Source organism: Nostoc sp. (genome assembly GCF_036917655.1).
GTDB lineage: Bacteria > Cyanobacteriota > Cyanobacteriia > Cyanobacteriales > Nostocaceae > Nostoc.
Map to the genome: position 1 here is coordinate 173,118 of NZ_JBALCY010000014.1, position 21,173 is coordinate 194,290.

General features: G+C 42.5%; 21 protein-coding genes and 2 pseudogenes. 7 read left to right on the forward strand and 16 right to left on the reverse strand.

The annotated features are described in order from the left end of the window. Positions 1-480: 480 nt before the first annotated feature. The gene (locus V7K30_RS08545; RefSeq protein ID WP_334998668.1) at positions 481-1,752 is read right to left on the reverse strand and encodes a glycosyltransferase family 4 protein; all 1,272 of its coding nucleotides are present in this window, start codon (positions 1,750-1,752) and stop codon (positions 481-483) included. A gap of 286 nt (positions 1,753-2,038) precedes the next feature. On the opposite strand from V7K30_RS08545, the gene V7K30_RS08550 reads away from it, so the two are divergent. The 6 genes from V7K30_RS08550 (at position 2,039) to V7K30_RS08575 (ending at position 8,866) form a co-directional block, all read left to right on the forward strand. Then, a complete protein-coding gene (locus V7K30_RS08550) occupies positions 2,039-3,223 on the forward strand; it encodes a DNA cytosine methyltransferase (RefSeq protein WP_334998669.1) in 1,185 nt (394 codons plus the stop codon). 360 nt (positions 3,224-3,583) lie between these two features. Next, on the forward strand, positions 3,584-4,264 hold the full coding sequence (gene deoC, locus V7K30_RS08555; RefSeq protein ID WP_334998670.1) for a deoxyribose-phosphate aldolase: 681 nt from the start codon (positions 3,584-3,586) through the stop codon (positions 4,262-4,264). 116 nt (positions 4,265-4,380) lie between these two features. After that, a complete protein-coding gene (recO, locus tag V7K30_RS08560; protein WP_334998671.1) occupies positions 4,381-5,274 on the forward strand; it encodes a DNA repair protein RecO in 894 nt (297 codons plus the stop codon). Further along, the gene (locus tag V7K30_RS08565) at positions 5,261-6,913 is read left to right on the forward strand and encodes an MFS transporter (protein WP_334998717.1); all 1,653 of its coding nucleotides are present in this window, start codon (positions 5,261-5,263) and stop codon (positions 6,911-6,913) included. The genes recO and V7K30_RS08565 overlap by 14 nt, the downstream gene beginning before the upstream one ends. Before the next feature lie 354 nt (positions 6,914-7,267). Next, positions 7,268-8,416 (forward strand): glycosyltransferase family 4 protein, encoded by a 1,149-nt coding sequence (locus V7K30_RS08570; RefSeq protein WP_334998672.1) that lies wholly within the window; start codon positions 7,268-7,270, stop codon positions 8,414-8,416. Between the two features lie 75 nt (positions 8,417-8,491). Further along, on the forward strand, positions 8,492-8,866 hold the full coding sequence (locus V7K30_RS08575; RefSeq protein ID WP_334998673.1) for a DUF29 domain-containing protein: 375 nt from the start codon (positions 8,492-8,494) through the stop codon (positions 8,864-8,866). Positions 8,867-8,878: 12 nt separating this feature from the next. Here V7K30_RS08575 and V7K30_RS08580 read toward each other — a convergent pair whose 3' ends face one another. The 10 genes and pseudogenes from V7K30_RS08580 to V7K30_RS08620 form a co-directional block, all read right to left on the reverse strand. Continuing rightward, positions 8,879-9,694 carry a peptidase gene (locus tag V7K30_RS08580; RefSeq protein ID WP_334998674.1) on the reverse strand — a complete coding sequence of 272 codons (816 nt, stop codon included), beginning with the start codon at positions 9,692-9,694 and terminating at the stop codon, positions 8,879-8,881. Positions 9,695-9,704: 10 nt separating this feature from the next. After that, complete coding sequence (gene secG, locus V7K30_RS08585; protein WP_292759720.1) at positions 9,705-9,938, reverse strand: preprotein translocase subunit SecG; 234 nt, start codon at positions 9,936-9,938, stop codon at positions 9,705-9,707. Positions 9,939-10,109: 171 nt separating this feature from the next. Further along, positions 10,110-11,708: a 2,3-bisphosphoglycerate-independent phosphoglycerate mutase gene (gene gpmI / locus V7K30_RS08590; protein WP_334998675.1), complete on the reverse strand. Its 1,599-nt coding sequence runs from the start codon at positions 11,706-11,708 to the stop codon at positions 10,110-10,112. Positions 11,709-11,930: 222 nt separating this feature from the next. Then, entirely contained in the window at positions 11,931-13,616 is a 1,686-nt protein-coding gene (locus V7K30_RS08595) for an ABC-F family ATP-binding cassette domain-containing protein (protein WP_334998676.1), read from the reverse strand. A 155-nt stretch (positions 13,617-13,771) separates the two neighbouring features. After that, positions 13,772-14,584, reverse strand: a pseudogene (locus V7K30_RS08600) (Rpn family recombination-promoting nuclease/putative transposase). Positions 14,585-14,618: 34 nt separating this feature from the next. After that, entirely contained in the window at positions 14,619-15,116 is a 498-nt protein-coding gene (locus V7K30_RS08605) for a hypothetical protein (protein WP_334998677.1), read from the reverse strand. A gap of 297 nt (positions 15,117-15,413) precedes the next feature. Beyond that, positions 15,414-15,815 (reverse strand): hypothetical protein, encoded by a 402-nt coding sequence (locus V7K30_RS08610; protein ID WP_334998678.1) that lies wholly within the window; start codon positions 15,813-15,815, stop codon positions 15,414-15,416. Positions 15,816-15,885: 70 nt separating this feature from the next. After that, the gene (locus V7K30_RS34200) at positions 15,886-16,026 is read right to left on the reverse strand and encodes a type IIL restriction-modification enzyme MmeI (RefSeq protein ID WP_442941052.1); all 141 of its coding nucleotides are present in this window, start codon (positions 16,024-16,026) and stop codon (positions 15,886-15,888) included. A 47-nt stretch (positions 16,027-16,073) separates the two neighbouring features. Next, positions 16,074-16,457: pseudogene (locus V7K30_RS08615) on the reverse strand (DNA methyltransferase); the annotation flags it as partial. Between the two features lie 122 nt (positions 16,458-16,579). Then, entirely contained in the window at positions 16,580-16,942 is a 363-nt protein-coding gene (locus tag V7K30_RS08620; protein ID WP_104906418.1) for a helix-turn-helix domain-containing protein, read from the reverse strand. Positions 16,943-17,182: 240 nt separating this feature from the next. Here V7K30_RS08620 and V7K30_RS08625 point away from each other — a divergent pair, with 240 nt between their 5' ends. Then, positions 17,183-17,629, forward strand: a complete 447-nt coding sequence (locus tag V7K30_RS08625) for a hypothetical protein (protein WP_334998680.1) — start codon at positions 17,183-17,185, stop codon at positions 17,627-17,629. A gap of 9 nt (positions 17,630-17,638) precedes the next feature. On the opposite strand, the gene prfA is transcribed toward V7K30_RS08625, so the two are convergent. The 5 genes from prfA to truA all read right to left on the reverse strand — a co-directional run bounded on the left by prfA (position 17,639) and on the right by truA (position 21,117). Continuing rightward, entirely contained in the window at positions 17,639-18,736 is a 1,098-nt protein-coding gene (gene prfA, locus V7K30_RS08630) for a peptide chain release factor 1 (RefSeq protein WP_334998681.1), read from the reverse strand. Positions 18,737-18,840: 104 nt separating this feature from the next. After that, positions 18,841-19,083: a 50S ribosomal protein L31 gene (rpmE, locus tag V7K30_RS08635; RefSeq protein ID WP_292848128.1), complete on the reverse strand. Its 243-nt coding sequence runs from the start codon at positions 19,081-19,083 to the stop codon at positions 18,841-18,843. A gap of 242 nt (positions 19,084-19,325) precedes the next feature. Then, positions 19,326-19,742 carry a 30S ribosomal protein S9 gene (gene rpsI, locus V7K30_RS08640; protein ID WP_012410698.1) on the reverse strand — a complete coding sequence of 139 codons (417 nt, stop codon included), beginning with the start codon at positions 19,740-19,742 and terminating at the stop codon, positions 19,326-19,328. Further along, on the reverse strand, positions 19,742-20,203 hold the full coding sequence (gene rplM / locus V7K30_RS08645) for a 50S ribosomal protein L13 (protein ID WP_334998682.1): 462 nt from the start codon (positions 20,201-20,203) through the stop codon (positions 19,742-19,744). The genes rpsI and rplM overlap by 1 nt, the downstream gene beginning before the upstream one ends. A gap of 65 nt (positions 20,204-20,268) precedes the next feature. Further along, the gene (truA, locus tag V7K30_RS08650; protein ID WP_334998718.1) at positions 20,269-21,117 is read right to left on the reverse strand and encodes a tRNA pseudouridine(38-40) synthase TruA; all 849 of its coding nucleotides are present in this window, start codon (positions 21,115-21,117) and stop codon (positions 20,269-20,271) included. Positions 21,118-21,173 lie beyond the last annotated feature (56 nt).

Here is a 21,173-nt window from a genome sequence, read left to right on the forward strand (position 1 = left end):
AGCAAAAAAAGCATGTAAATTAAGGTTTTGTTACCTTTTTCAACTGGATAGTTATTTCCGTCATGCTGTACTAAGAATTTGTAGATAACGCCACATTTATGCTTTAGGCTATCTACTAAAAACTACAATACAACACAGTATATTCATGCCTGGTCTACCAAAAGTTTTGTTAGTATAAGTGTACTATTTAGTGTTACGGGATACTAAAGCACCCCTGTTGTCTAGGGAAAAAATTGGTGTTCCCACAGATTGAATGAAGTGAAGTTGTGGGATTTTTGGTTCAACAACGCACCGGAAAACTCGCTTGTCTATTGCTCAATACGCTGGGGTTAAGCCTTTTTTCTCTCCTCCTTTCCCTGTGAGTATAATTAACCACCCTCAAAATCAGTTGCTATTTAGACACTGAGGGTAGAATTGCGACTTTCATAAGTATAATTGCACTGAAGGCGCAGGTATGTAATCTAACTCTACTGCCGGAGATTAAACTTCTTGTTTGGTAACTCTTGTGGATTGAATTGCTCCACGATCTGCCGTCAATGAGTAACACAAAGACTCATACTGATTTAAAGCTTGCTCAAAAGCATAATGTTCAACCGCATATTGGCGACTTTTATAACCCAGAGTTTTGACTTTTTCGGGGTTTTGGTACAAATCTAAAATTGCCATTCCCAAAGCTTGGGGATCTTCTGGAGGAACGATAACTCCGCCGCCACTTTGTCTGATGGCTCTTGCTGCCGTACCATTGTCAGGCACAGAGGCAACTAAGGCCCCTCCACTGGCAAGTAGCACTTGAATTTTTGACGGCATATTAAAGGATACAACATTTTTCTTTTGCACTACCAAGCCAACATCGGCAGCTGCCAACATTTGTGGCAAAGATTTGCGGGGCTGAAATGGCAGTAGCAAAACATTATCTGCGCCGCAGTCTAGACATTCCTGTTGCAATCGCTGTAAACCTTTTGCCTCTCCAACGATGACAAAAACAATATCTGGGATATGGCGCAACACAGAAGCAGCTTTGACGACGCTTTCTAAGCCTTGAGTTAGGGCAATGTTACCAGAATAAAGTACTACAAATTTGCCATCAAGATTATGTGCGGCGCGGAAAGGGTTATTTTCTTTAGGCAAAGGGCGGATAAAATTTACATCAACCCAGTTAGGAATTTGCACAATTTTGTCAGCTTCTACGCCCTTAGATCGCAAATTGTCCACAAACCCATCGGCGATGACGCTAATTTTACTGGCAGTGTGGTAAGCAAACTTTTCCAACACTGTAAATAACTTTATAAGCAATTTATTTTTCAGTAGACCGACATGGACGGCTGCTTCTGGTAATATATCTTGTAGATTTAAGATCACAGGACAAGCACGTAACCATCCTAAAAGAGCAACTGGTACACAGCTTGGCAAGGATGGCGATGTTGAGATAATAACATCTGGACGCCAACCGATGAGGGCGGGCACAAAACTAGTGACAACGAAACTAGCATCTAGCAACACCCGATCTAACAGGTTGGGTTGTGGACGAATCCAAACGTAACTGCGTTGAATTTGAACGCCATTTTTGTATTCGTTGAGGTACCACTTGCCCCGATATTCCTGGTAAATTTGACGCTCAGGGTAGTTAGGCATAGCGGTGACTACGCGCACTTGATGCCCACGCTTCACTAGTCCCTCTGCTAATTCAGTCATCAGTGGGGCAATACCAATTGGCTCTGGATAGTAGTTGTAGGAGTAAATTAAAATCCGCATAAAAGTTAGTCCGAAGTACCCCGGTTTTTTATTTAATGACAAATATTTGTCTTAAACATGATTTGGAGCTTGGAAACCCCTATATTTAATTGTGACTTCAGACTCTTTTTCTGTCAGGTGTTTTCCTTAAAGATTGAGTAAACTTTGATATTAAATACTTAGAGGAAGTGTGAATTTTTTTTACTATTTAAGCAGTTGTCAAATTGTTTATTTTTGATTGGTACGTAAGTATAAACCTCAAATCTTCCGATATTAATTAAGACTGTTTCACAATACTAGTTATTGAATGAGCGATCGCCCTTGTATTTTCTCCTTTTTTGCTGGTTCAGGATTCCTAGATTTAGGTTTTGAAACCAGCGGTTTTAATATTGTTTACGTCAATGAAATTTTTTCCTCATTCATGGCAGCATACCGCTATTCACGGCAGGTTCTGAATCTACCGTTGCCAGAATATGGGTATTATGACGGAGAAGCAGGAGATGTAACCCAACTTCTCGAAGGTTTACAAACACAACACCTCCGGGAATTAGTACAAGACTGCCGTAAATCTAATAATATTGTGGGCTTCATTGGCGGGCCTCCCTGTCCTGATTTTTCGATTGGCGGCAAAAATAGAGGACGTTTAGGAGATAATGGCAAGCTTTCCGCTTCTTACGTTGAATTAATTTGCCGCAATCTTCCAGATTTTTTTTTATTTGAGAACGTTAAGGGGTTGTGGAGAACGACAAAGCACCGTTTATTTTTTGAATCGCTCAAGCAACAATTACTGGAAGCAGGCTATATATTAACAGAGCGGTTAATTAATGCTATCGAATATGGTGTACCCCAGGATAGAGAAAGAATTATTCTCATTGGTTTCCGAAATAATTTTCTCAAGGATATAGGAATAAAAGTCGGTAGTCAAAAGTTACGATCTGAGGCATATTTCCCTTGGAAAAATCATATTTTATATCCTCAAAAAAATGTTTTTACTTATCCTTGGCAAAAGTGCGAACCATTCCAAGAAAATTCCCTAATGCCTTGTCCTGAAGGCATCCCTCAAGAATTAACAGTTGAATACTGGTTTAGAAAAAATAATGTGCTGAAGCATCCTAATGCTGAAAACTGTTTTCAACCAAGGGCAGGGATCACAAGATTTGCTGCTATTGATGAAGGAGATGATTCTAAAAAGTCTTTCAAGCGTCTTCACAGATGGCGTTACTCTCCGACAGCTTGCTATGGAAATAATGAAGTACATTTGCATCCCTATAAAATCCGGCGAATATCTGTGGCGGAAGCTTTAGCTATACAATCTTTGCCTGTAAGTTTTGTACTTCCAGAGAATATGTCGCTCACAAATATGTTTAAAACTATTGGTAATGGCGTACCATACTTGGCATCGAAGGCTTTAGCTAAAACTATTATTGACTTCTTAGGAACTGGCGTGACAAATGCTGTTGATGTTCCTAACCTTATACCAATTATGTATTAAGATACGCCCAAGTATTAAATATAAGTAAGAAAAACGAACCGCAAAAGACGCATAGACGCGTACTCCTGCAAAGAAGCAAGCTACGCGTAGCATCTCGTAGACTTGTGGCTGAAGGCAGGGTAGGACACAAGAAAGAAGAGGTCAAAAAATTCGGCGCAGCTCCACAAAGAAATGGTATTACTATGGCTAATGTCAACTTAAACACTTACAGTAATTCCGCGACATTTGCAAAGCCGACATCCAACAGAAGTCAGCAGCTTGTTTTCAAGATAAACTCGTAATAAATATGGTTTAATATATATATAAGAAATGTTTTAATTTTTTATAAAGTTTAATAATCAATCACTGGCAGAAGACACGATGGCAGCAGACTATCCAGACATTGATATTGCGCCATTTATCGATCACGCCCTGTTAACGCCAACGGCTACTCCAGAGCAGGTTAAGCAGTGGTGTGAAGAAGCATACAGATTCAATTTTGCGGCAGTTTGCTTGTACCCCGCCTATGTCAAACAAGCAGTCGAACTCCTCCACGGCAAGAACCCAAAAGTCTGTACGGTGATTGGCTTTCCCTCTGGTGCGACGACTTCAGCAGTCAAGCTGTATGAGGCTCAAGAAGCGGCGGATAATGGGGCCACTGAGTTGGATGTGGTAATGAACTTGGGCTGGTTGAAAGCTGGTAAAACTGAAGAAGTCCACCGGGAAATTGCCGAAATCTGTGAAGAAACTGGGCAAACTGTCAAGGTAGTTTTGGAAACAAATCTGTTGACAGATGCGGAGAAAAAAATAGCTGCTGAAATAGCTATGGAGGCGGGGGCGGCTTTCTTAAAAACTAGTACAGGTTGGAATGGCGGTGCAACAGTGGCAGATGTGCGATTTTTGCAGGAATTGGCAAAAGAAAGGGTGGGAATTAAAGCTGCGGGTGGTATCCGCACTATCAATCAAGCCCTAGACTTAATCGTAGCGGGTGCTACTAGATTAGGCACATCTCATGGTATCGATTTGCTCCGCCAGCGCGATAACCTGGGAAAGGGTGAATAGTCATTTGTTTCTCGTCCTACCCAGCGGGAAGTCGCGGGCGCGTCAATTAGTCATTTGTCCTAACCTAATGACCAATGACTAATGACCAATGACCAATGACTAATGACTAATGACTAATGAGTAGAACCTACAAAGCAACCGGAATTAATCTTAAAACCCAGGTGCTGGGAGAATCAGATAAAATAGTGACGATTTTGACACGGGAATTCGGTCTAATTCGAGCCGTGGCTCCAGGGGCACGCAAGCACAACTCAAGTCTGGGCGGCAGGAGTGGTATGTTCGTTGTGAATGAACTATTGATTGCGAAAGGGCGATCGCTTGATAAAATTACTCAAGCACAGACGTTAAAAACTTATCCTGGTTTAGCTAAAGATTTGGGAAAATTGGCAGCCAGCCAGTATTTAGCAGAAATAGTCCTGTGTCAAGCTTTGAGCGAACAACCCCAAGAAGAACTTTATGAGTTGTTTAATGAACATCTCCATCGGTTGGAGGCGGCCTCTAGTGCAAATGCATCTGGTGTTTTGGCTCATCTGGCTCATGGGGTGTTTCACCTTTTAGCCTTAGCAGGAGTAACGCCGCAAGTGCAAGTCTGCTGCCTATCTGGGCGCTCCCTCAAGCCAGACTTTACAGACCCCAACTGGCAGGTAGGATTTAGCATCCCTGCGGGTGGAACGGTTTGCTTAGAAGCTTGGAAACGTCTACGAACAGAGGGAGAGAGAAATCAATACCCCATTCCCAATGCCCCATCCCCCATGCCCCATACCCAAACAGTTGTTGTGCATCGGCAAGAAATACCTGTGATTTCTAGTCGTCTGGGTGCTATGGAACTGGCTTTGCTTCAACATCTGTCACAACCAGAGATAATGCAAATTGATGGTGCTAGAGATCATAACTGGTTATCTATTGAGCAGATTTTACGCCAGTATGCTCAGTATCAATTAGGTCGCCCTATTCGCTCTGCTACCTTGATCGACTCTTATTTTGCTGCCAACCATGATGCAACCGTCTGATTTGGATAAAAAAATCCTGCCTTTGTCACCAAGCCTCGTCAAAAAACCGAATAGGGCATTAGATCCTCCAGTTAAGAATCACTTGAGTGCAGTTTCCAAGTCTACACCTGATCAAATTAATGGCCAAGAAATATCCCCAAAAGACGTTTCTAAAAACGATCAAAGTTGGACAGAGGAGATCCCAAAAACTGATGTTCCAAGTCAATCGGAAACACAATCTGAGGACAAATTAACCGTTGCTGAGGTAGATAGCAACGGCACTCGCAACGGGCAGAGTTTGCCAGTAGCCACTATCCCAGAAAAAGAACCACCGAAATTAGATGGGTCTGGTTCAGGTGGAGAAACTGTTTCGGGGAATGTAACACAGCAGGGGTTTTTGCCTGTATTAAAAAACCCTAATTTCCTGGCTCTTTGGGGCGGTCAAGTTTTCTCCCAACTAGCAGATAAAGTTTATTTGGTGCTGATGATTGCTTTGATTAATACTCAGTTTCAAGCTAGTAATCAGAGTATTAGTGGTTGGGTGTCAGTCTTGATGATGGCCTTTACTATTCCAGCAGTATTGTTTGGTTCCGTTGCTGGCGTGTTTGTCGATCGCTGGTCGAAAAAGGCTGTGCTGGTGGCAACGAATATTTGGCGCGGCATCTTAGTTTTGTCAATTCCCTTCCTGCTGTGGTTGACTCATGATTGGAAACCCATAGGAATGTTGCCAGTGGGTTTTTTGATCATCCTGGGTGTGACTTTTTTAGTTTCCACACTGACGCAGTTTTTTGCACCGGCAGAACAGGCGGCAATTCCCTTAATGGTAGAAGAACAGCATTTACTCTCAGCTAATTCGCTTTACACGACAACGATGATGGCATCGGTGATTGTTGGGTTTGCCGTTGGGGAACCGTTGTTAGCGATCGCAGATGGACTTTGGTTGCAAATGGGTGGTAGTGGTAGTTTGGGCAAAGAATTTTTAGTAGGTGGTAGTTATGCGATCGCTGGACTAATTTTATTCCTCTTAGCAACTAACGAAAAACACCACCACCCCGATACAGAATTTCCTCACGTATTCTCTGACTTGCGGGACGGTTTCAGCTACCTCAAAGCAAATCATCCCATCCGCAATGCTTTGCTTCAGCTGATTATCTTGTTTTCTGTCTTTGCAGCATTAACTGTTCTAGCCGTTCGCATGGCAGAAATAATTCCCAACATGAAAGCCTCCCAGTTCGGCTTTTTACTAGCAGCTGGCGGTGTTGGCATCGCGGCTGGGGCAACAATTCTCGGTCAATTTGGTCAACGCTTCTCCTATACCCAACTAAGTCTGTATGGTTCTATGGGCATGGCAGCATCCCTGATTGGTCTATCAGTATTTACAACCCAACTGTGGCTAGTGTTGTTACTGGTGGCGCTATTAGGTATATTTGGAGCGTTAGTGGGAATTCCCATGCAAACCGCGATCCAAACAGAAACACCTCCAGAAATGCGTGGTAAAGTCTTTGGCTTGCAGAACAATGTAATTAATATTGCCCTCTCCTTACCTTTGGCTTTAGCTGGTGTAGCAGAAACCTTTGTGGGATTACAGGCAGTCTTTTTAGGATTAGCTGCGATCGTCTTTTCAGGAGGTATATTAACCTGGTATAACTCACATAAGTAGTTATCAGCTAACAGGAGTTATTATTCATTACGTTGAAGTAATTACTAATTTCCTTAAAGCTTTTGTGTTCATGGTAAACTGTGGTCAGTGAAAATTTATCACATACTTGCGGGATATCAATCTGACATTAGTCAAAATAAGTTGTTTAAATATCAGAAATTAACAACTTATAAGTAGGATAAATAAAGCCATAAATCCACTGGTTTAATCAGCTTAAAATCGGCTGTTTAAACTATATTGTGGTGGGAATCTGTAATAACTAAAAAAACCAGCAAGTATAGCTAGATAAAGTAAAAATCACAAAGGACACACAAGTAATAGCTCAAACCCGCTTTTCTTACAGCTAAATAAAGAATGCGTATAGCCTGGATTGGAAAAAAATCGCCCTTTTGCGGCAATGTTACCTACAGTCGAGAAATTACAAATGCCTTGCTAGATAGGGGACATCAAGTTAGCTTTCTTCACTTTGCCCAGGAAGAGTCTGAACCTGACAATTGGCCAAATCTTCGAGAGGTTTCCCTCCCTTTCATTTACAAGTCCCAGGTTTATACAATTCCCACTTTTAAAGCGACCAAACTTTTAACCGATTCGCTGCGGAAAATCAAGCCAGATATAGTCCATGCTTCCTTGACGCTATCTCCTCTAGACTTTTTTCTACCGGAAATCTGTGAGGAACTGAGGTTGCCCCTAATTGCTACTTTTCATACACCCTTTGCTGGTAAGGGGGCAAAGCTGATATCGGGAACACAACTTTTGGCATATCAGCTCTACGCACCTTTTTTAGTTAACTACGATCGCGTGATTGTATTTTCCCAAATTCAGCGAGAATTATTGGCAGGGATGGGTGTGAGGAAAGAAAATATTGCCGTAATTCCCAACGGTGTTGATACCGCGAAGTATTCACCAGGACTTTCTCAAGTCAAAACAGAATTTAAAGCTGAACGCTTGTTTGTTTATCAGGGCCGAATAGCACCAGAGAAAAATGTTGAAGCTCTCCTCCGGGCTTGGAAGCAGTCGGCAATGGAACCTGGTACTAAGTTATTGATTGTTGGTGACGGACCTTTGAAGTCTTCTTTAGAGCCGTTTTTTGGTTCAGAATACGGCATTATCTGGTTGGGATTTGTCGCTGATGAAGACCGACGCATCGAAATTTTGCGGGGCGCAGATGTATTTGTTTTACCTTCATTGGTAGAGGGTTTGTCCCTATCTCTGTTAGAAGGAATGGCATGTGGGTTGGCTTGTTTAGCAACAGACGTGGGTGCAGATGGAGAAGTATTGGAAAAGGGCGCAGGTGTAGTTATTAATACCAAAACAGCGCGATCGCAATTAAGAACCCTCTTGCCAGTGTTACAAGACCATCCAGAGTTAACAACTTTACTGGGGCTAAAAGCCAGACAGCGTGTATTAGACCGCTATACCCTTAGTAAAAATATTACTCTGCTGGAAGAACTTTATCGGGAAGTTTTAGCACAGCGACCTCTACCGCTAAGTCGTAGAGCTTAGAGAAAGGGAAAAAGTGCGATCGCCTAATTAACTTGAATATCTGAGCAAAATCAATTAAATTCCTCATATCATCAAATGACTGCAATTATCGATCTAAAAATATTATATGAATCCAATTACCTGCAATGGTTAGAAGAGACTATTAAATGTCTCAGAGCTAGGCAAGTAGGAGAGATTGACTATGAAAACTTAATAGAAGAATTGGAATATTTGGCTAAAAACGAAAAAAGGCGAGTCAGAAGTTTATTGGAACAGATTCTTAGGTATTTATTACTTTATCAATATTGGGATTTAGAAAAGCCAAGAAATGCTAATCATTGGGCAGCAGAAATTATTAGTTTTCGTAATCAACTAAACGAAGATTTAAGTGCCAATTTACGCAAACAATTAGAGGATAAGTTTACCATAATTTATAGCAATGCCTTAGATTACGTTAAAGCTAAAACATAGTCTACCTATCGATCAATTAATCTTTGAATTATCCACTAAAGACCATCCTAAACTGGTTGGCTGTTCATAAACCCGCTTTAGAGTATTGACATCTCTGGGAGAAATAGGCGGCGGTTGACGAACTTGGGAAAAGTATAAAGCATCAGTTTGTAGCGGACTATGACCCCAAATTCCCAGCGCATGACCGAATTCGTGGCGGGTAGCTGCAATGAGATACTCACCTGTTTGACTGGGACTTAACAAGATGGTGAAGCGGTGAGATAAAACTTTGTTGCTGGTGTATAACTGGTAAGTAGTTTGTGCCGATCGCGCACGGGGTATATTACTACCAGGGGAAATTTGTAGAGGTGGCGCTTTTCTTAAAATCTTAATATCAGCAATTTCTGGCTGTTCGACTATTGTTAAAGGTAAATAAGTACTCCATTCTTGCACACCCTGCAAGACACCATTAACCCATGCTTGAGCTTGTTTTTCGTTAACGGCTTTTGGTGTTTCTACGTAAACTCGAATGGGAAATTGTGACCAGACTAAATAACCTACTTGAGTTGTAGTGACTTGGGAAAAGTAGTCACCACTGTTAGTATTATCTTGCCACTGTGCAAGTGTGGGTGGTAGGGGATGGGATTTTGGGGAAGATGAGGGAGGGAGAGAGATTATTAAGTCTGAATATGCATATTTTGGTATTATTGTAAACCCATCACTCGACTGGAGATTAGTAAAAACGATTAATAGCCCTGTGCCAAGAAAAAAGGCAAGAGCTGTAATTAACCGCCGTGAAATTAAATTTATTAGGGTGTTAAGTATTGGATGTTGGGATCTTTTCCCCATTAACCTATCCTTATTTGGGAAGCCAACCAGCACTTAAAACTACTGTTAAACCGAGAAAAATTACTGTCAATGCCCAAGTAATTCGGTTTAAGGTGTTTTCTGCACTTTTGGCGCTGCTAAATAGCTGGGCTTGTCCGCCAATAGCTCCAATGCCATCACCTTTGGGGCTATGCAGTAAAACCAAGATAATCAAACCAGTAGCGGAAAACGCCCAAATGCCTTGCACAATATTAGTAGCTATCATGGTAGGAATCTCATTTATAAAAAGTTTCAAAAAATAGGAGTCAGGGTTGGGAGTTGGGAGTTGGGAGTTGGGAGTTAGGAGTTAGGAGTTAGGAGTTAGGAAAGTTTTAATTCATCACTCTTCACTATTAATTCTTAATTATTAACTCCTCACTCTTAACTCCTAACTCTTTTACAGCCCTACTTGCACGGGGGTGCGAGTGCGTTGCAGATCATATTCTGCTGTTTTCAGCAGCGATCGCCCGGTCATTTCTGGTGGCTGAGGCAGCTGTAAAATCTCTAGAATTGTGGGGGCAATGTCGGATAGCTTGCCATCGCTTCGCAGTTCCACATTTGTACCATATCCAGGGATTTTGACTTTCTCTCCTTCTACCAAGATGAAGGGGACTGGATTAGTGGTGTGGGCTGTCCAGGGATTACCCCCTTCATCTAGCATATACTCAGCGTTGCCGTGATCAGCAGTAATAATTGTTGTACCACCGGCTTTGATAACGCTGTCTAATAAGCGTCCCAAACAGCGATCAACTGTTTCAACTGCTGTAATGGTAGCGTCGATTTGACCAGTATGCCCTACCATGTCTGGGTTGGCATAGTTAATCACAACTAGAGAATACGTACCTTTTTGAATCGCAGCGATCGCTACATCTGTAACTGCTACTGCTGACATCGCTGGGGCGTGGTCGTAAGTCGCTACCATCGGGCTGCTTACCAGTTCTCGGTCTTCTCCAGCAAAAGGTTCCTCCAGACCCCCATTAAAGAAATAGGTGACGTGGGCGTATTTTTCTGTTTCGGCAGTGCGGAACTGATTCAAACTATGATTGGCTATGACTTCTCCTAGAATGTTACTGAGATTCTGAGGCTCAAAGGCTACAGCCACGGGTAAGTCTGAATCATACTGCGTAAATGTCACAAAGGACAGGGGTGTGATTTGCTGTCTTTCAAAACCGTTAAATTTGGGACTGACTAAAGCTTGAGTCAGTTGTCTGGAGCGATCGGGGCGGAAGTTGAAAAATATCACTCCATCCCCTGGTTCTATTGCGCCGGGAGCAATTCTAATTGGGTTGACAAATTCATCTTTTACCCCTTGGGCGTAAGATGCTTGCAAGACTTCCACAGCTTTGCGATCGCCACCTACACCATCTTGGGTCATCACGTCGTAGGCGCGTTTGACCCGATCCCAGCGGTGATCGCGATCCATCGCGTAGTAGCGACCGCTGAGGGTGACTATGCGCCCAATTCCTGCGCGGTCTATATAATCTTGCAGCAGTGTGATTGCTCTTACACCGTCAGTTGGGGCGGTGTCACGACCATCGGTGATGGCGTGAATACAAACTTCTGGAATTCGCTGGTCTTTGGCTAAGTCAAGTAGTCCGAATAGATGGGTGATATGCGAATGCACCCCTCCCTCAGAACAAAGGCCTACTAGATGCAGCTTGCTATTCCGAGAGCGAACTTCCTGGCAAATTTTGACGAGTGCTAGGTTGGAGGCAATAGAACCGTCTTCGACCGCATCGGAGATGCGTACCAGTTCTTGCGGTACAACTCGCCCAGCACCAATGTTCAAATGACCAACTTCCGAGTTGCCCATTTGACCCTCTGGCAACCCTACGGCTTTTCCTGATGTGTGGATGAGGGTATGCGGATAAGCTGCCCATAAACTGTCCACAATGGGAGTTTTAGCAGCAGTAATGGCGTTTCCTCGCGTTTCCTCGCAGTAGCCCCATCCGTCTAAAATGACTAGCACCACAGGAGCAACAGGTGCTTTGGTCATAGTAAAATTGCCCTTTACTTTTTGTAATACCCGAATGATACCACTGCTAATCCACGCCGCAAGTGAATTTTTGCTTATGAACTTCTTTTATTAAGGACTTGCAGTTTTTTGAAAGATTTTTTAAATTTTAGTAATTTTTCTGTGATGTTTTGGAACGCTAAATAACGAGTGATTACTTAGTAGTAGCGTTTTAGCACTACTACTAAGGCGTTATTCAATCCTTTATTTCCTTTTCGTGGAAGCTTTTGCAGCTTTCTTAGCCGCTTTTTGGGCTTCTATTGCAGCTAACTTTGCTTGTTCTTTTTCTTCGGCAATTTTCTGGAGATAGTAATGATAATCTCCTAAGTAAACGCGGAATTCACCATCACGAATTTCGACGATTTTGTTAGCTACTTCAGAAATAAAATAGCGATCGTGGGAAACTACAATTGCCGTACCATCATAATTTTTTAGAGCTTCTTCCAGCATTTCTTTCGCTGGAATATCTAGGTGGTTTGTCGGCTCGTCTAAAATTAGTAAGTTCGCAGGACGTAAGAGCATTTTTGCCAACGCCAGACGAGCTTTTTCTCCTCCACTTAATGCCCCAACTGCCTTAAATACTGTGTCACCAGTAAATAAGAAACGTCCTAGAAGTGTGCGAACTTCTTGATTATCCCAATCTGGAACTTCATCATGGATTGTTTCCATGACAGTTTTCTTCAAATCCAAAGCTTCAGCTTGATTTTGCTCAAAGTAACCGGGAATAACGTTGTGATCGCCTAATTGAACGCTACCTTCTGTGGGTGGTTCCATACCCATAATTACGCGCAGAAGGGTAGATTTTCCAGCACCATTGGGGCCAAGAAATGCGATGCGATCGCCCCTTTCAATTAGGAGATTTGCTGCTAAAAACAGGATTTTTTCACCATAAAGATGAGTTAAATCTTTAATTTCTACTACCTCGCGTCCACTGCGGGGTGCAGGGGGAAAACGGAAGTGTAGAGTTCTCATACCACCAACGGGTGCTTCAATGCGCTCGATTTTGTCGAGTTGCTTTTCCCGGCTTTTCGCCTGGGTACTGCGGGTAGCACTGGCGCGAAATCTATCAACAAATGTTTGCTGTTTCTCTAATTCTTTCTGCTGGCGTTCGTAAGCACTCAGCTGTGCTGATTGACTTTCAGCTTTCTGTTCCAAATATGCCGAGTAGTTACCAAGGTAGCTAGCGGAAACGCCGCGTTCAGTTTCCACAATTTGAGTGCAGAGGCGGTCAAGGAACTCCCGGTCATGAGAGACTATTACCATCGGCGTAACCAGCCCTCTGAGATAATTTTCCAACCATTCAATGGTTTCTAAATCTAGGTGGTTAGTCGGTTCATCCAGCAGTAACAAGTCGGGTTTTTGCAGAAGAATTTTACCTAAACTCATCCGCATTTGCCAACCACCACTGAAGGCGCTGACAAGGCGATCGCCATCTTCTAGCCCAAACCCCATTTCTGGTAAGATTTTCCCGATGCGTGCATCTAAGTTGTAGCCATCCAAGGCTTCAAATTTGCGCTGGAAGCGATCCAATTTGTCGATTAGTCGATCCAGTTCGTCTGGGGTAGCCGCTTCCATCTCTTGTGGTATGTGCGCTAGAGATAACTGTACTTCGTTGGCTTCTTTGAAGACAGTCCAAAATTCTTCTCTAACGGTGCGGGTGGGGTCTACTTCAAACTCTTGGTTAAGGTAAGCTATATGTAAGCTATTAGGACGAATGATTTCGCCGGCGGTGGGTTCAATTTCCCCAGAGATGATTTTGAGTTGGGTGGATTTTCCAGCACCATTGACACCGACTAAGCCAATGCGATCGCCTGGTTTAACTTCCCAGTTGATATCTTTGAGAACTTCGCCTGTGGGATAAATTTTACTTATATGTTCTAGTCGCAGCATTAAGTTTCTCTCACGTAGGGACTGGGTGGTTGAGGACGAAGTACTAACACCGCTTCTAATATTAACAAAAATTAACTATAAATTCGTCGTGAGAAAGTTTGGAAGCCGCAAACCAAATTTGGCTGGAGCCACGGATAAAATTTACCACATCTATCTCAAGGATGACTTTGTGCTACTTGTCTGACTTCTTCGACACTCAAATCTAACGCTTTCGCTACTTGTTCTACAGTCAACCCTGCTGCCAACATTGCTGGTACTGCTTTTAGTTTACCTTTAAGTTCACCTTGTTCAACACCTTCCTGAAAGGCTTCTTGATAAAATCTGGTTTGCTTTAACTCGCTTAAGCCAAACATTTCCTCCATCTCCTCGCTACTCATTGCAGGAAACTTGTAAGCCAAAATAGTCTCTATAAATTGTAATAATTGCTGCTGTTTTGATGGTGAGTTTATCTCAGACTTGGTTCTATCTATCAACACCCTAGCTTGTGCGTAGTTTACCGCCGTAGGCATCGCTATGTCGTCGGTTGCAATTACTAATTTAGCAGTTGCAATGCCAATTGGAAGCGATGCAGCCTCACCTAATTCATCAAGATAAATCCGTCTAACGCGCCCACTTGTAAAAAACTCACGGTAATGTTTGATATTGCCTGTATCTACATTCCTGTTTGGGTATAAAATCACAGCACCCCAGTCATTTGATGGTTGATTCTGACGGAGGTATAAACATATTTCTTCAATTAGCCGTGAATAAATTTCCCCATCGGCTTGAAATTGCACTTCAACAAAATAAATTTGGCTATCACTTCCTTGTATAGGCAGGAATACACCATCGATTCTGAAGGCTGTTTGTTTGATTTAAACTGATGAAAATTGATAAAGGCTAGCTTCTTCTGGAGGATTACCAATAAGTTCAAAGAAAATATCAGGGAATTCTTGAAACAGGCGATAAAAGATGATGTCTGTTTTCACATTTTTATATCACTTGAAGATTTTGATTTGTTGTTCATGTGTTACTTTGTTCTTCAGAACCATCTCGCACTTTCAGCAATTGCTCTTTTGCCATCCCTAATATCCGTGAAAGTGGCGCTAATAAACTATCATCAAATGCTTCTCCAGCATAAATATTATTCAGTTCAGTGGGAGATAATTTAAAGGTATCGCAGAATTTAGCAAACTCCTGGTTACTTAAGTCAAGCTCTTTTTGCCTATCATGAAGTAAAACTGCGATCGCTCTAGTTCCATACTTCGGACGCTCACTATTTATTATATATTTTCCCATTAAATAATTGACTTTATTCGGATCGCCACCCATTTTGTTAATTAAATCAGTACAAGCCATTTTTAGTGCTTTCTTTAAAACTTCTTGCTCATTTAAAAACTTAATAACTTCACTGGCATATTCTGGTTTAAAAAAACCTACCAAATCACCTTGATGATAAACTGGTATATAAGGATTATTCGTTTCAACTTGCCAATCTAAAGGCTCATTACGTAGCGACATAGCTGCACTCCTAAATATTTTCAGATTGCACCATTTTAAAACCATTTATTCGTTAACTGCCAGTAAAATTACCCTAGCTTTGGCCATTAGAAATCGCAGCTATACAGACAAAACCCACCTCCGTGGGTTTCAACTTCTTGGAATCCGCGCACTCGGACTTAGTTTGTATAGCCAAAAACCTTAAACTGTGTAGGTTGGGTTGAGGAACGAAACCCAACATTTGTCGTGGTTTGTTGGGTTTCACTTCGTTTAACCCAACCTACAATTATCCTTAACCCAAGCGTATTGTGCTATATTTCAGACTGGTGCCCAAGGTCCGATAACAGATTCTCCCTGTTTTTCTTTCTCAGCTAATTCTAAATTCAATTCTAAAAGTTTCTCTAAAATGTCGTCACTAGAATTAAAACTATAAGCTTGCATCACCAATTTATCTAACTGTTCATGCAGTTTATAAAGCTGGCTGGTTGGCTCATCAAAAAATTTGTTGTACAGCATGGTAATTCCCCACTGTTTTAACTGCATTTGTTGTGTGCGGTATTGATGGATTTCCTCAGACTTTGAGCGAATTTGATTAACTAATTTAGGACTTACGCACTGTACAAAATAATCATGTTGTGTATGAACGTAAATACGCCGTTTCAGGTTTTTATTAATCAATTCATGGATGGTAAGTAGACCCGCGTCGTCGGGGCAATTCATGAATTGCCCCGACGATGAATGTGGTTTTTCAAATCACTCATACTTGGTCTTTTCTGTCAATGCGTAAGTCCTATAATTTAGTATCAGGGGTTTGAGGAAAGGGAAACTTCTCAAAGCAAGTTGTAGGGGTATAAGCAATATCTGCTTTTAAAGTGGATTTTTGAGTATTCATCCAGGTGCAATGAACTAATGACGAGACTATACCAAATATATAGAAATCATCAGTTGTGAGAACAACTGACTTATCACCCGGCGCTGTGGTGTGACAAAACCCATTTGAATGGGAGTATCTTCAGATTTACGACGCTGTGCAATTTTATCTAATAACAACATTTCAATCCGCTTAAGTTCCTGATAGGCCATATACAGGAAATTACCCGAACCACAAGCTGGATCAAGTACGCGATAACTTTGCAGTTCCAATTGCAATGTAGAAAGGAGAGGAATTGTGCTTGCTGCTTCAATTCTTTCTTCCCAATAGCGGCTAATGGTTGGACGGACAATTTTCATAATGTCCGCTTCTGAGGTAAAGTGAATTCCCCGCGCATGACGCTCTTTTTTATCCACTGTACCTTCAAACAAATTCCCAAAAATTGCTGGACGTACCTTACTCCAATTTTCTTTCGCCGATACATCCAAAAAAGGTTTGTCCATAGAGTTGAATCTTGACAGCAAGAAACCACGAGCTAGTTTGATCCGATTTGGCGCTAAATCCCCGTGACAAAACTTAATTACGAATTACGAATTACGAATTATTTTAATATTCAACTGGCCTTCGCCTCATCCCCAGATGCTTCAGCCACAGCCGCCAATCTATCTGCCGCAGCTTGCACAATTTGAGCCACTTGTGCCAGAGGCATGTGCTGGATTTGTCTCAGAATCAGACTCAAATCGGAAGTTTCTGGAATTGGCTTACCATCTATGCAGCTGATTAACTCTTCCATTGTGTAGCCTGCTTTCGATGCGATTTGAGCCAAATTTTCCGTATCTGGCACCTTCACACCTTTTTCCCACATCTGAACAGCAGTAGCAGATACTCCCAAAAGCTTACCAAACGCTCGCTGACTCATTGAACCGCGAGCTAGTTTAATGATTTCAATCAGTTTTTGTTTGCTTTCGATCTTCACTGCTTGTATAGCTAGCCAACTGTATTTACAAGTTTACTTTCAATATTACAAGTTTACTTTTATATTGACAGCCTTGTGTTTTAGTACTAAACTATATCTCTGGTTGTAAATCGGCAACTACAGGCATCAAGCTAGTAGAATAACCCATCTATCTTTAACCAACCCAAAAAACTTAGTTTGTTACGGTGCTTGTGCTAGTAGCTCAACTTTGCTGCGAAGAAATAATATCGAAGGTGCATCATGTTTCGCAAGCCACGCAAAATTAACCAATATCGCCGCAAAGGTAAAAATCTTATAGCCACTAATAAAATTAAACCAGAACAGTGGAACATTTCTGACACAGAAACCAAAGAAGCTTTAAAAGTTAAAGGCTACGATGTTAAGCAAATCAAAAAAATCCACCTTCTGAAGCATCAAGTGTGCATTTCCTACTGGGATGCAAAAGGCAATATATGCAGCAGCTTTTTTAGCTACCGAATTTTTGCGCGTTGGCAAGAAGAAGCGGAAAAGTTAATTTATGCCTGCCAAACCCTGAAGGAATGGGCGAAGTTAAATTACGTTATGAAGTATGAATTTGCCTATTACCATTATCCCAGTGAAATAGAAGATGCACTCCACGCAATATTAGAAAACCACCTGTGTGTGTTAAAAGCAACAGTACAACAAGTGGTTTTACAGGAATTTTAACAGCAAAAATTAGTTAGCGGCAGAAGTCGCTAACTCCGCAAGCCGTTCTTGTTGATCTAGAGATATACAAGATTGGATAAGCGTCTCTAAATCACCCTCAAGAACAGGGTTAAGGGAATAATTCTGACCTAATCGGTGATCAGTAGCCCGATTATCTTTATAATTATAGGTGCGAATTTTTTCCGATCGCGATCCTGTCCCAACCTGCGATCGCCGCATGGAAGTAACAGCTGCTTGTTGTTCGCCTAACTTGATGTCATACAACTTCGCCCGCAGAATTTGCATTGCCCGTTCTTTGTTTTGCAACTGGCTGCGTTCTTCTGTACAGAAAATCCGAATCCCTGTCGGTTTGTGCATCAAGTCAACCGCTGTTTCCACCTTGTTGACGTTTTGTCCACCAGCACCGCCAGAACGGGCTGTAGTCATTTCAATATCTTTTGGGTCAATGTGAATTTCCACATCATCCACCTCTGGCATAATCGCCACGGTGGCTGTGGAAGTATGAACCCGTCCCCCAGATTCAGTTGCCGGCACCCGTTGCACACGATGCACTCCAGCTTCAAACTTTAACTGGCTGTAAACGTCATTACCTTTAATTTCGAGAATGACCTCTTTCCAGCCACCCACTTCTCCTCGAGATTCGCTCACTAGAGAAACTTTCCAACCTTGAGTCTGGGCATAGCGGGTGTACATCTGCATCAAATCGCCAGCCCAAATACTCGCTTCATCGCCACCAGTACCAGCGCGAATTTCCAACATGATATTCTTTTCATCATTGGGGTCGCGTGGTAGCAGTAAAACTTTCAAGCGAGACTCTAAATATTCTATTTTTTGTTCAAGTTCTTTTACTTCCAGTGCTGCCATTTCTTGCAACTCTGGGTCACTCGCGGATTCTTTGTAAACCTGACGCGCTCCTATCAAGTCTTCTTGGGCTGTTTTCCAGATTTCATAGGTATCAACTACCTCTTCCAAAGAAGAACGAGACTTAGCAATTTCTTGATACTCATCAGGGTTGCTAGCAGTATCAGGGTCGCCAAGACGACGTGTTAATTCATTAAAGGTTTGTTCAACGGATTTTAGTTTGTCCAGTAAGTATGATTCAGCCATGACGAGTGCGATCGCTCCTTAAAAAAATAACAAATTGGCTCGAGCATATAAATGACAATCGACCCAGCTGATGCAGGGCCGTCGTTAACAGCAGAGCCAACCCGCTACTTTTTGGTTTGTTCGTCGCCAGATGTTTGAGTGCTGCTCATACCGTACTTGCGGAGGAAACGCTCTACTCGACCCTCAGTGTCAATAATCTTCTGAGTGCCAGTATAGAATGGGTGATTTCCAGACCAAACATCTACGTGCAATTCTGGCTTAGTAGAGCCAATGGTCATAACAACTTGACCGTTGCAGTAAACTTTAGCATCTGGATACCACTTGGGGTGAATATCAGATTTAGCCATTGTTCTTTGTGGGATGAATCTATATAAATTATAACTTTCAGAGTTCAATTGAAGCTAGGCAGTGGGGACTGGGGATTAAGAATTTTAGATTTTAGATTTTGGATTTTAGATTGAAATTTAATCCAAAAGACGCTCACGGACTCGCTCTAAGCGAAGCCATGCCGTTGGCGCAGCCTGTCGTAGAGAAGGCTTTACGCTACGCTATCGTCAATCCAAAATCCAAAATTGAATTGCCCAATGCCCTAACGCTTAGAGTACTGAGGTGCTTTCCGGGCTTTATGTAAACCATATTTCTTCCGCTCTTTTGCCCTTGGATCACGAGTCAAGTAACCTTCGGTTTTCAAAGGTGGGCGGTTGTCTGGGTCTAGTTGGCACAAAGCACGAGCAACTCCCAAACGAACAGAATCAGCCTGTCCGGTCAAGCCGCCGCCTTCTGCTTTCACCAAAATGTCATATTCGTTTTCTAATCCCAGAGTTTCCAGAGGTGCTTTAATCACTCCCAGGTAGTTGGGGTTAAATTGAAAATATAAGTTTCCATCTTTACCGTTCACGGTCAGTTGACCAGTGCCTGGAACCAAGCGTACCCGTGCTACTGCGTTCTTACGACGACCAGTACCCCAGTATACGGCGCGACCGCTATTGGCATCTGCTACTACCATTAATTTTCTTCTCCAGGAATTGTACTAATTTTTAGTTCTTTAGGTTGTTGAGCATCGTGGGGATGCGTAGGCCCAGCGTAGACTTTCAGCTTGGTGAACAACTGCTTACCCAGGCTATTTTTAGGTAGCATACCTTTAACAGCCTGTTCTAAAATCCGTTCTGGTATGCGCTGTTGCAGTTTAGCGAAAGTTTCCGTTTTCATCCCACCGGGACGACCAGAATGGCGACGGTAAAGCTTTTGAGTGCGCTTTTTGCCTGTAACTGCTACTTTCTCGGCATTGATGACGATTACGAAGTCACCTGTATCTAGGTGAGGTGTGTATTCGGGTTTCTTTTTGCCTCTTAAAACCTGGGCGATTTCGCTGGCGAGGCGACCGAGGCGTTTATCGGTGGCATCTACTATGTACCACTCACGCTCAAGAGACGCTTGAGAAGGAAGGTATGTTTTACTCGTTGTCATTTGTCATTTGTCCTTTGTCATTTTTAATTTGTCATTAGTCATTTGTCCTTTGTCATTTGTCGTTACTAATAACCGATGACTAATGACTCTTGACTAGTGACGAACTTTGGCAAGGTGTCGTACCAAATCTCTTTTGGAAAGGGAAAATCTGGATAGCCGACTCGCAACAAGCACAAGCCTTGAGGCGGGGCGGCGTGTTTCACTTCTTCTCGACGTTGTTCTTTCCAGAGTTCGGTGAAGCTAGAAAGTGTCCGTTGTCCAGAACCTACTTGTACCAACATCCCTACCAACAGCCGTACCATGCCATACAAAAATCCATCTGCCTGTATTTCAATATGGATAAATGGCCCACTGCGACGACATTCTGCTGCTTGCACCTCTACCCAGGAATGCGATCGCTTTGAGCCTGCACGGTGAAAAGCAGCTAAGTGATGCTTTCCCAACAGAGGTTTCAGGGCAGCTTGAATTAAGGATTCATCCAGGGGTGCATAATAATAATGCCAACTGAAGGGTCTTACAAACAAGTTAAGTCTATCTTCAGTGTATATTGTGTAGCGATATCGTCGATAGGCTGCACTAAAGCGAGCGTGCCAACGGTTATCTACACTAGCTGAAGCCCTGATTAATATATCTGGCGGCAGATAGCTGTTGAGGATTGTTGCCCACTTGTGAGGCGGAATTAAACCTGTAGCTTCAAAATGGGCTACTTGAGCAGCAGCGTGAACTCCAGAATCGGTTCGCCCAGCACCGTGTAATGTTACATGATGCCCAAGAATAGTAGCGATCGCTATTTCTATCTCTTCCTGGACTGTCCGCTGTTTTTTTTGCCGTTGCCAGCCATGAAAATGAGTGCCCAGGTATTGGATTACCAAGGCTACTCGATGAGTTTGTGTAGGCTGGTGGCTTTCTAACATACAGATTTTGTCCTTTGTCATTTGTCTTTTGTCATTTGTCCAAAGTCCAAGTGTGA

What these genes read in the sequence shown, in the direction of transcription:
- V7K30_RS08545 (WP_334998668.1), bottom strand. Translation starts at nt 1,752, where the DNA reads ATGCGGATTTTAATTTACTCCTACAACTACTATCCAGAGCCAATTGGT.
- V7K30_RS08550 (WP_334998669.1), top strand. Translation starts at nt 2,039, where the DNA reads ATGAGCGATCGCCCTTGTATTTTCTCCTTTTTTGCTGGTTCAGGATTC.
- deoC (WP_334998670.1), top strand. Translation starts at nt 3,584, where the DNA reads ATGGCAGCAGACTATCCAGACATTGATATTGCGCCATTTATCGATCAC.
- recO (WP_334998671.1), top strand. Translation starts at nt 4,381, where the DNA reads ATGAGTAGAACCTACAAAGCAACCGGAATTAATCTTAAAACCCAGGTG.
- V7K30_RS08565 (WP_334998717.1), top strand. Translation starts at nt 5,261, where the DNA reads ATGCAACCGTCTGATTTGGATAAAAAAATCCTGCCTTTGTCACCAAGC.
- V7K30_RS08570 (WP_334998672.1), top strand. Translation starts at nt 7,268, where the DNA reads ATGCGTATAGCCTGGATTGGAAAAAAATCGCCCTTTTGCGGCAATGTT.
- V7K30_RS08575 (WP_334998673.1), top strand. Translation starts at nt 8,492, where the DNA reads ATGACTGCAATTATCGATCTAAAAATATTATATGAATCCAATTACCTG.
- V7K30_RS08580 (WP_334998674.1), bottom strand. Translation starts at nt 9,694, where the DNA reads ATGGGGAAAAGATCCCAACATCCAATACTTAACACCCTAATAAATTTA.
- secG (WP_292759720.1), bottom strand. Translation starts at nt 9,938, where the DNA reads ATGATAGCTACTAATATTGTGCAAGGCATTTGGGCGTTTTCCGCTACT.
- gpmI (WP_334998675.1), bottom strand. Translation starts at nt 11,708, where the DNA reads ATGACCAAAGCACCTGTTGCTCCTGTGGTGCTAGTCATTTTAGACGGA.
- V7K30_RS08595 (WP_334998676.1), bottom strand. Translation starts at nt 13,616, where the DNA reads ATGCTGCGACTAGAACATATAAGTAAAATTTATCCCACAGGCGAAGTT.
- V7K30_RS08605 (WP_334998677.1), bottom strand. Translation starts at nt 15,116, where the DNA reads ATGTCGCTACGTAATGAGCCTTTAGATTGGCAAGTTGAAACGAATAAT.
- V7K30_RS08610 (WP_334998678.1), bottom strand. Translation starts at nt 15,815, where the DNA reads ATGAATTGCCCCGACGACGCGGGTCTACTTACCATCCATGAATTGATT.
- V7K30_RS08625 (WP_334998680.1), top strand. Translation starts at nt 17,183, where the DNA reads ATGTTTCGCAAGCCACGCAAAATTAACCAATATCGCCGCAAAGGTAAA.
- prfA (WP_334998681.1), bottom strand. Translation starts at nt 18,736, where the DNA reads ATGGCTGAATCATACTTACTGGACAAACTAAAATCCGTTGAACAAACC.
- rpmE (WP_292848128.1), bottom strand. Translation starts at nt 19,083, where the DNA reads ATGGCTAAATCTGATATTCACCCCAAGTGGTATCCAGATGCTAAAGTT.
- rpsI (WP_012410698.1), bottom strand. Translation starts at nt 19,742, where the DNA reads ATGGTAGTAGCAGATGCCAATAGCGGTCGCGCCGTATACTGGGGTACT.
- rplM (WP_334998682.1), bottom strand. Translation starts at nt 20,203, where the DNA reads ATGACAACGAGTAAAACATACCTTCCTTCTCAAGCGTCTCTTGAGCGT.
- truA (WP_334998718.1), bottom strand. Translation starts at nt 21,117, where the DNA reads ATGTTAGAAAGCCACCAGCCTACACAAACTCATCGAGTAGCCTTGGTA.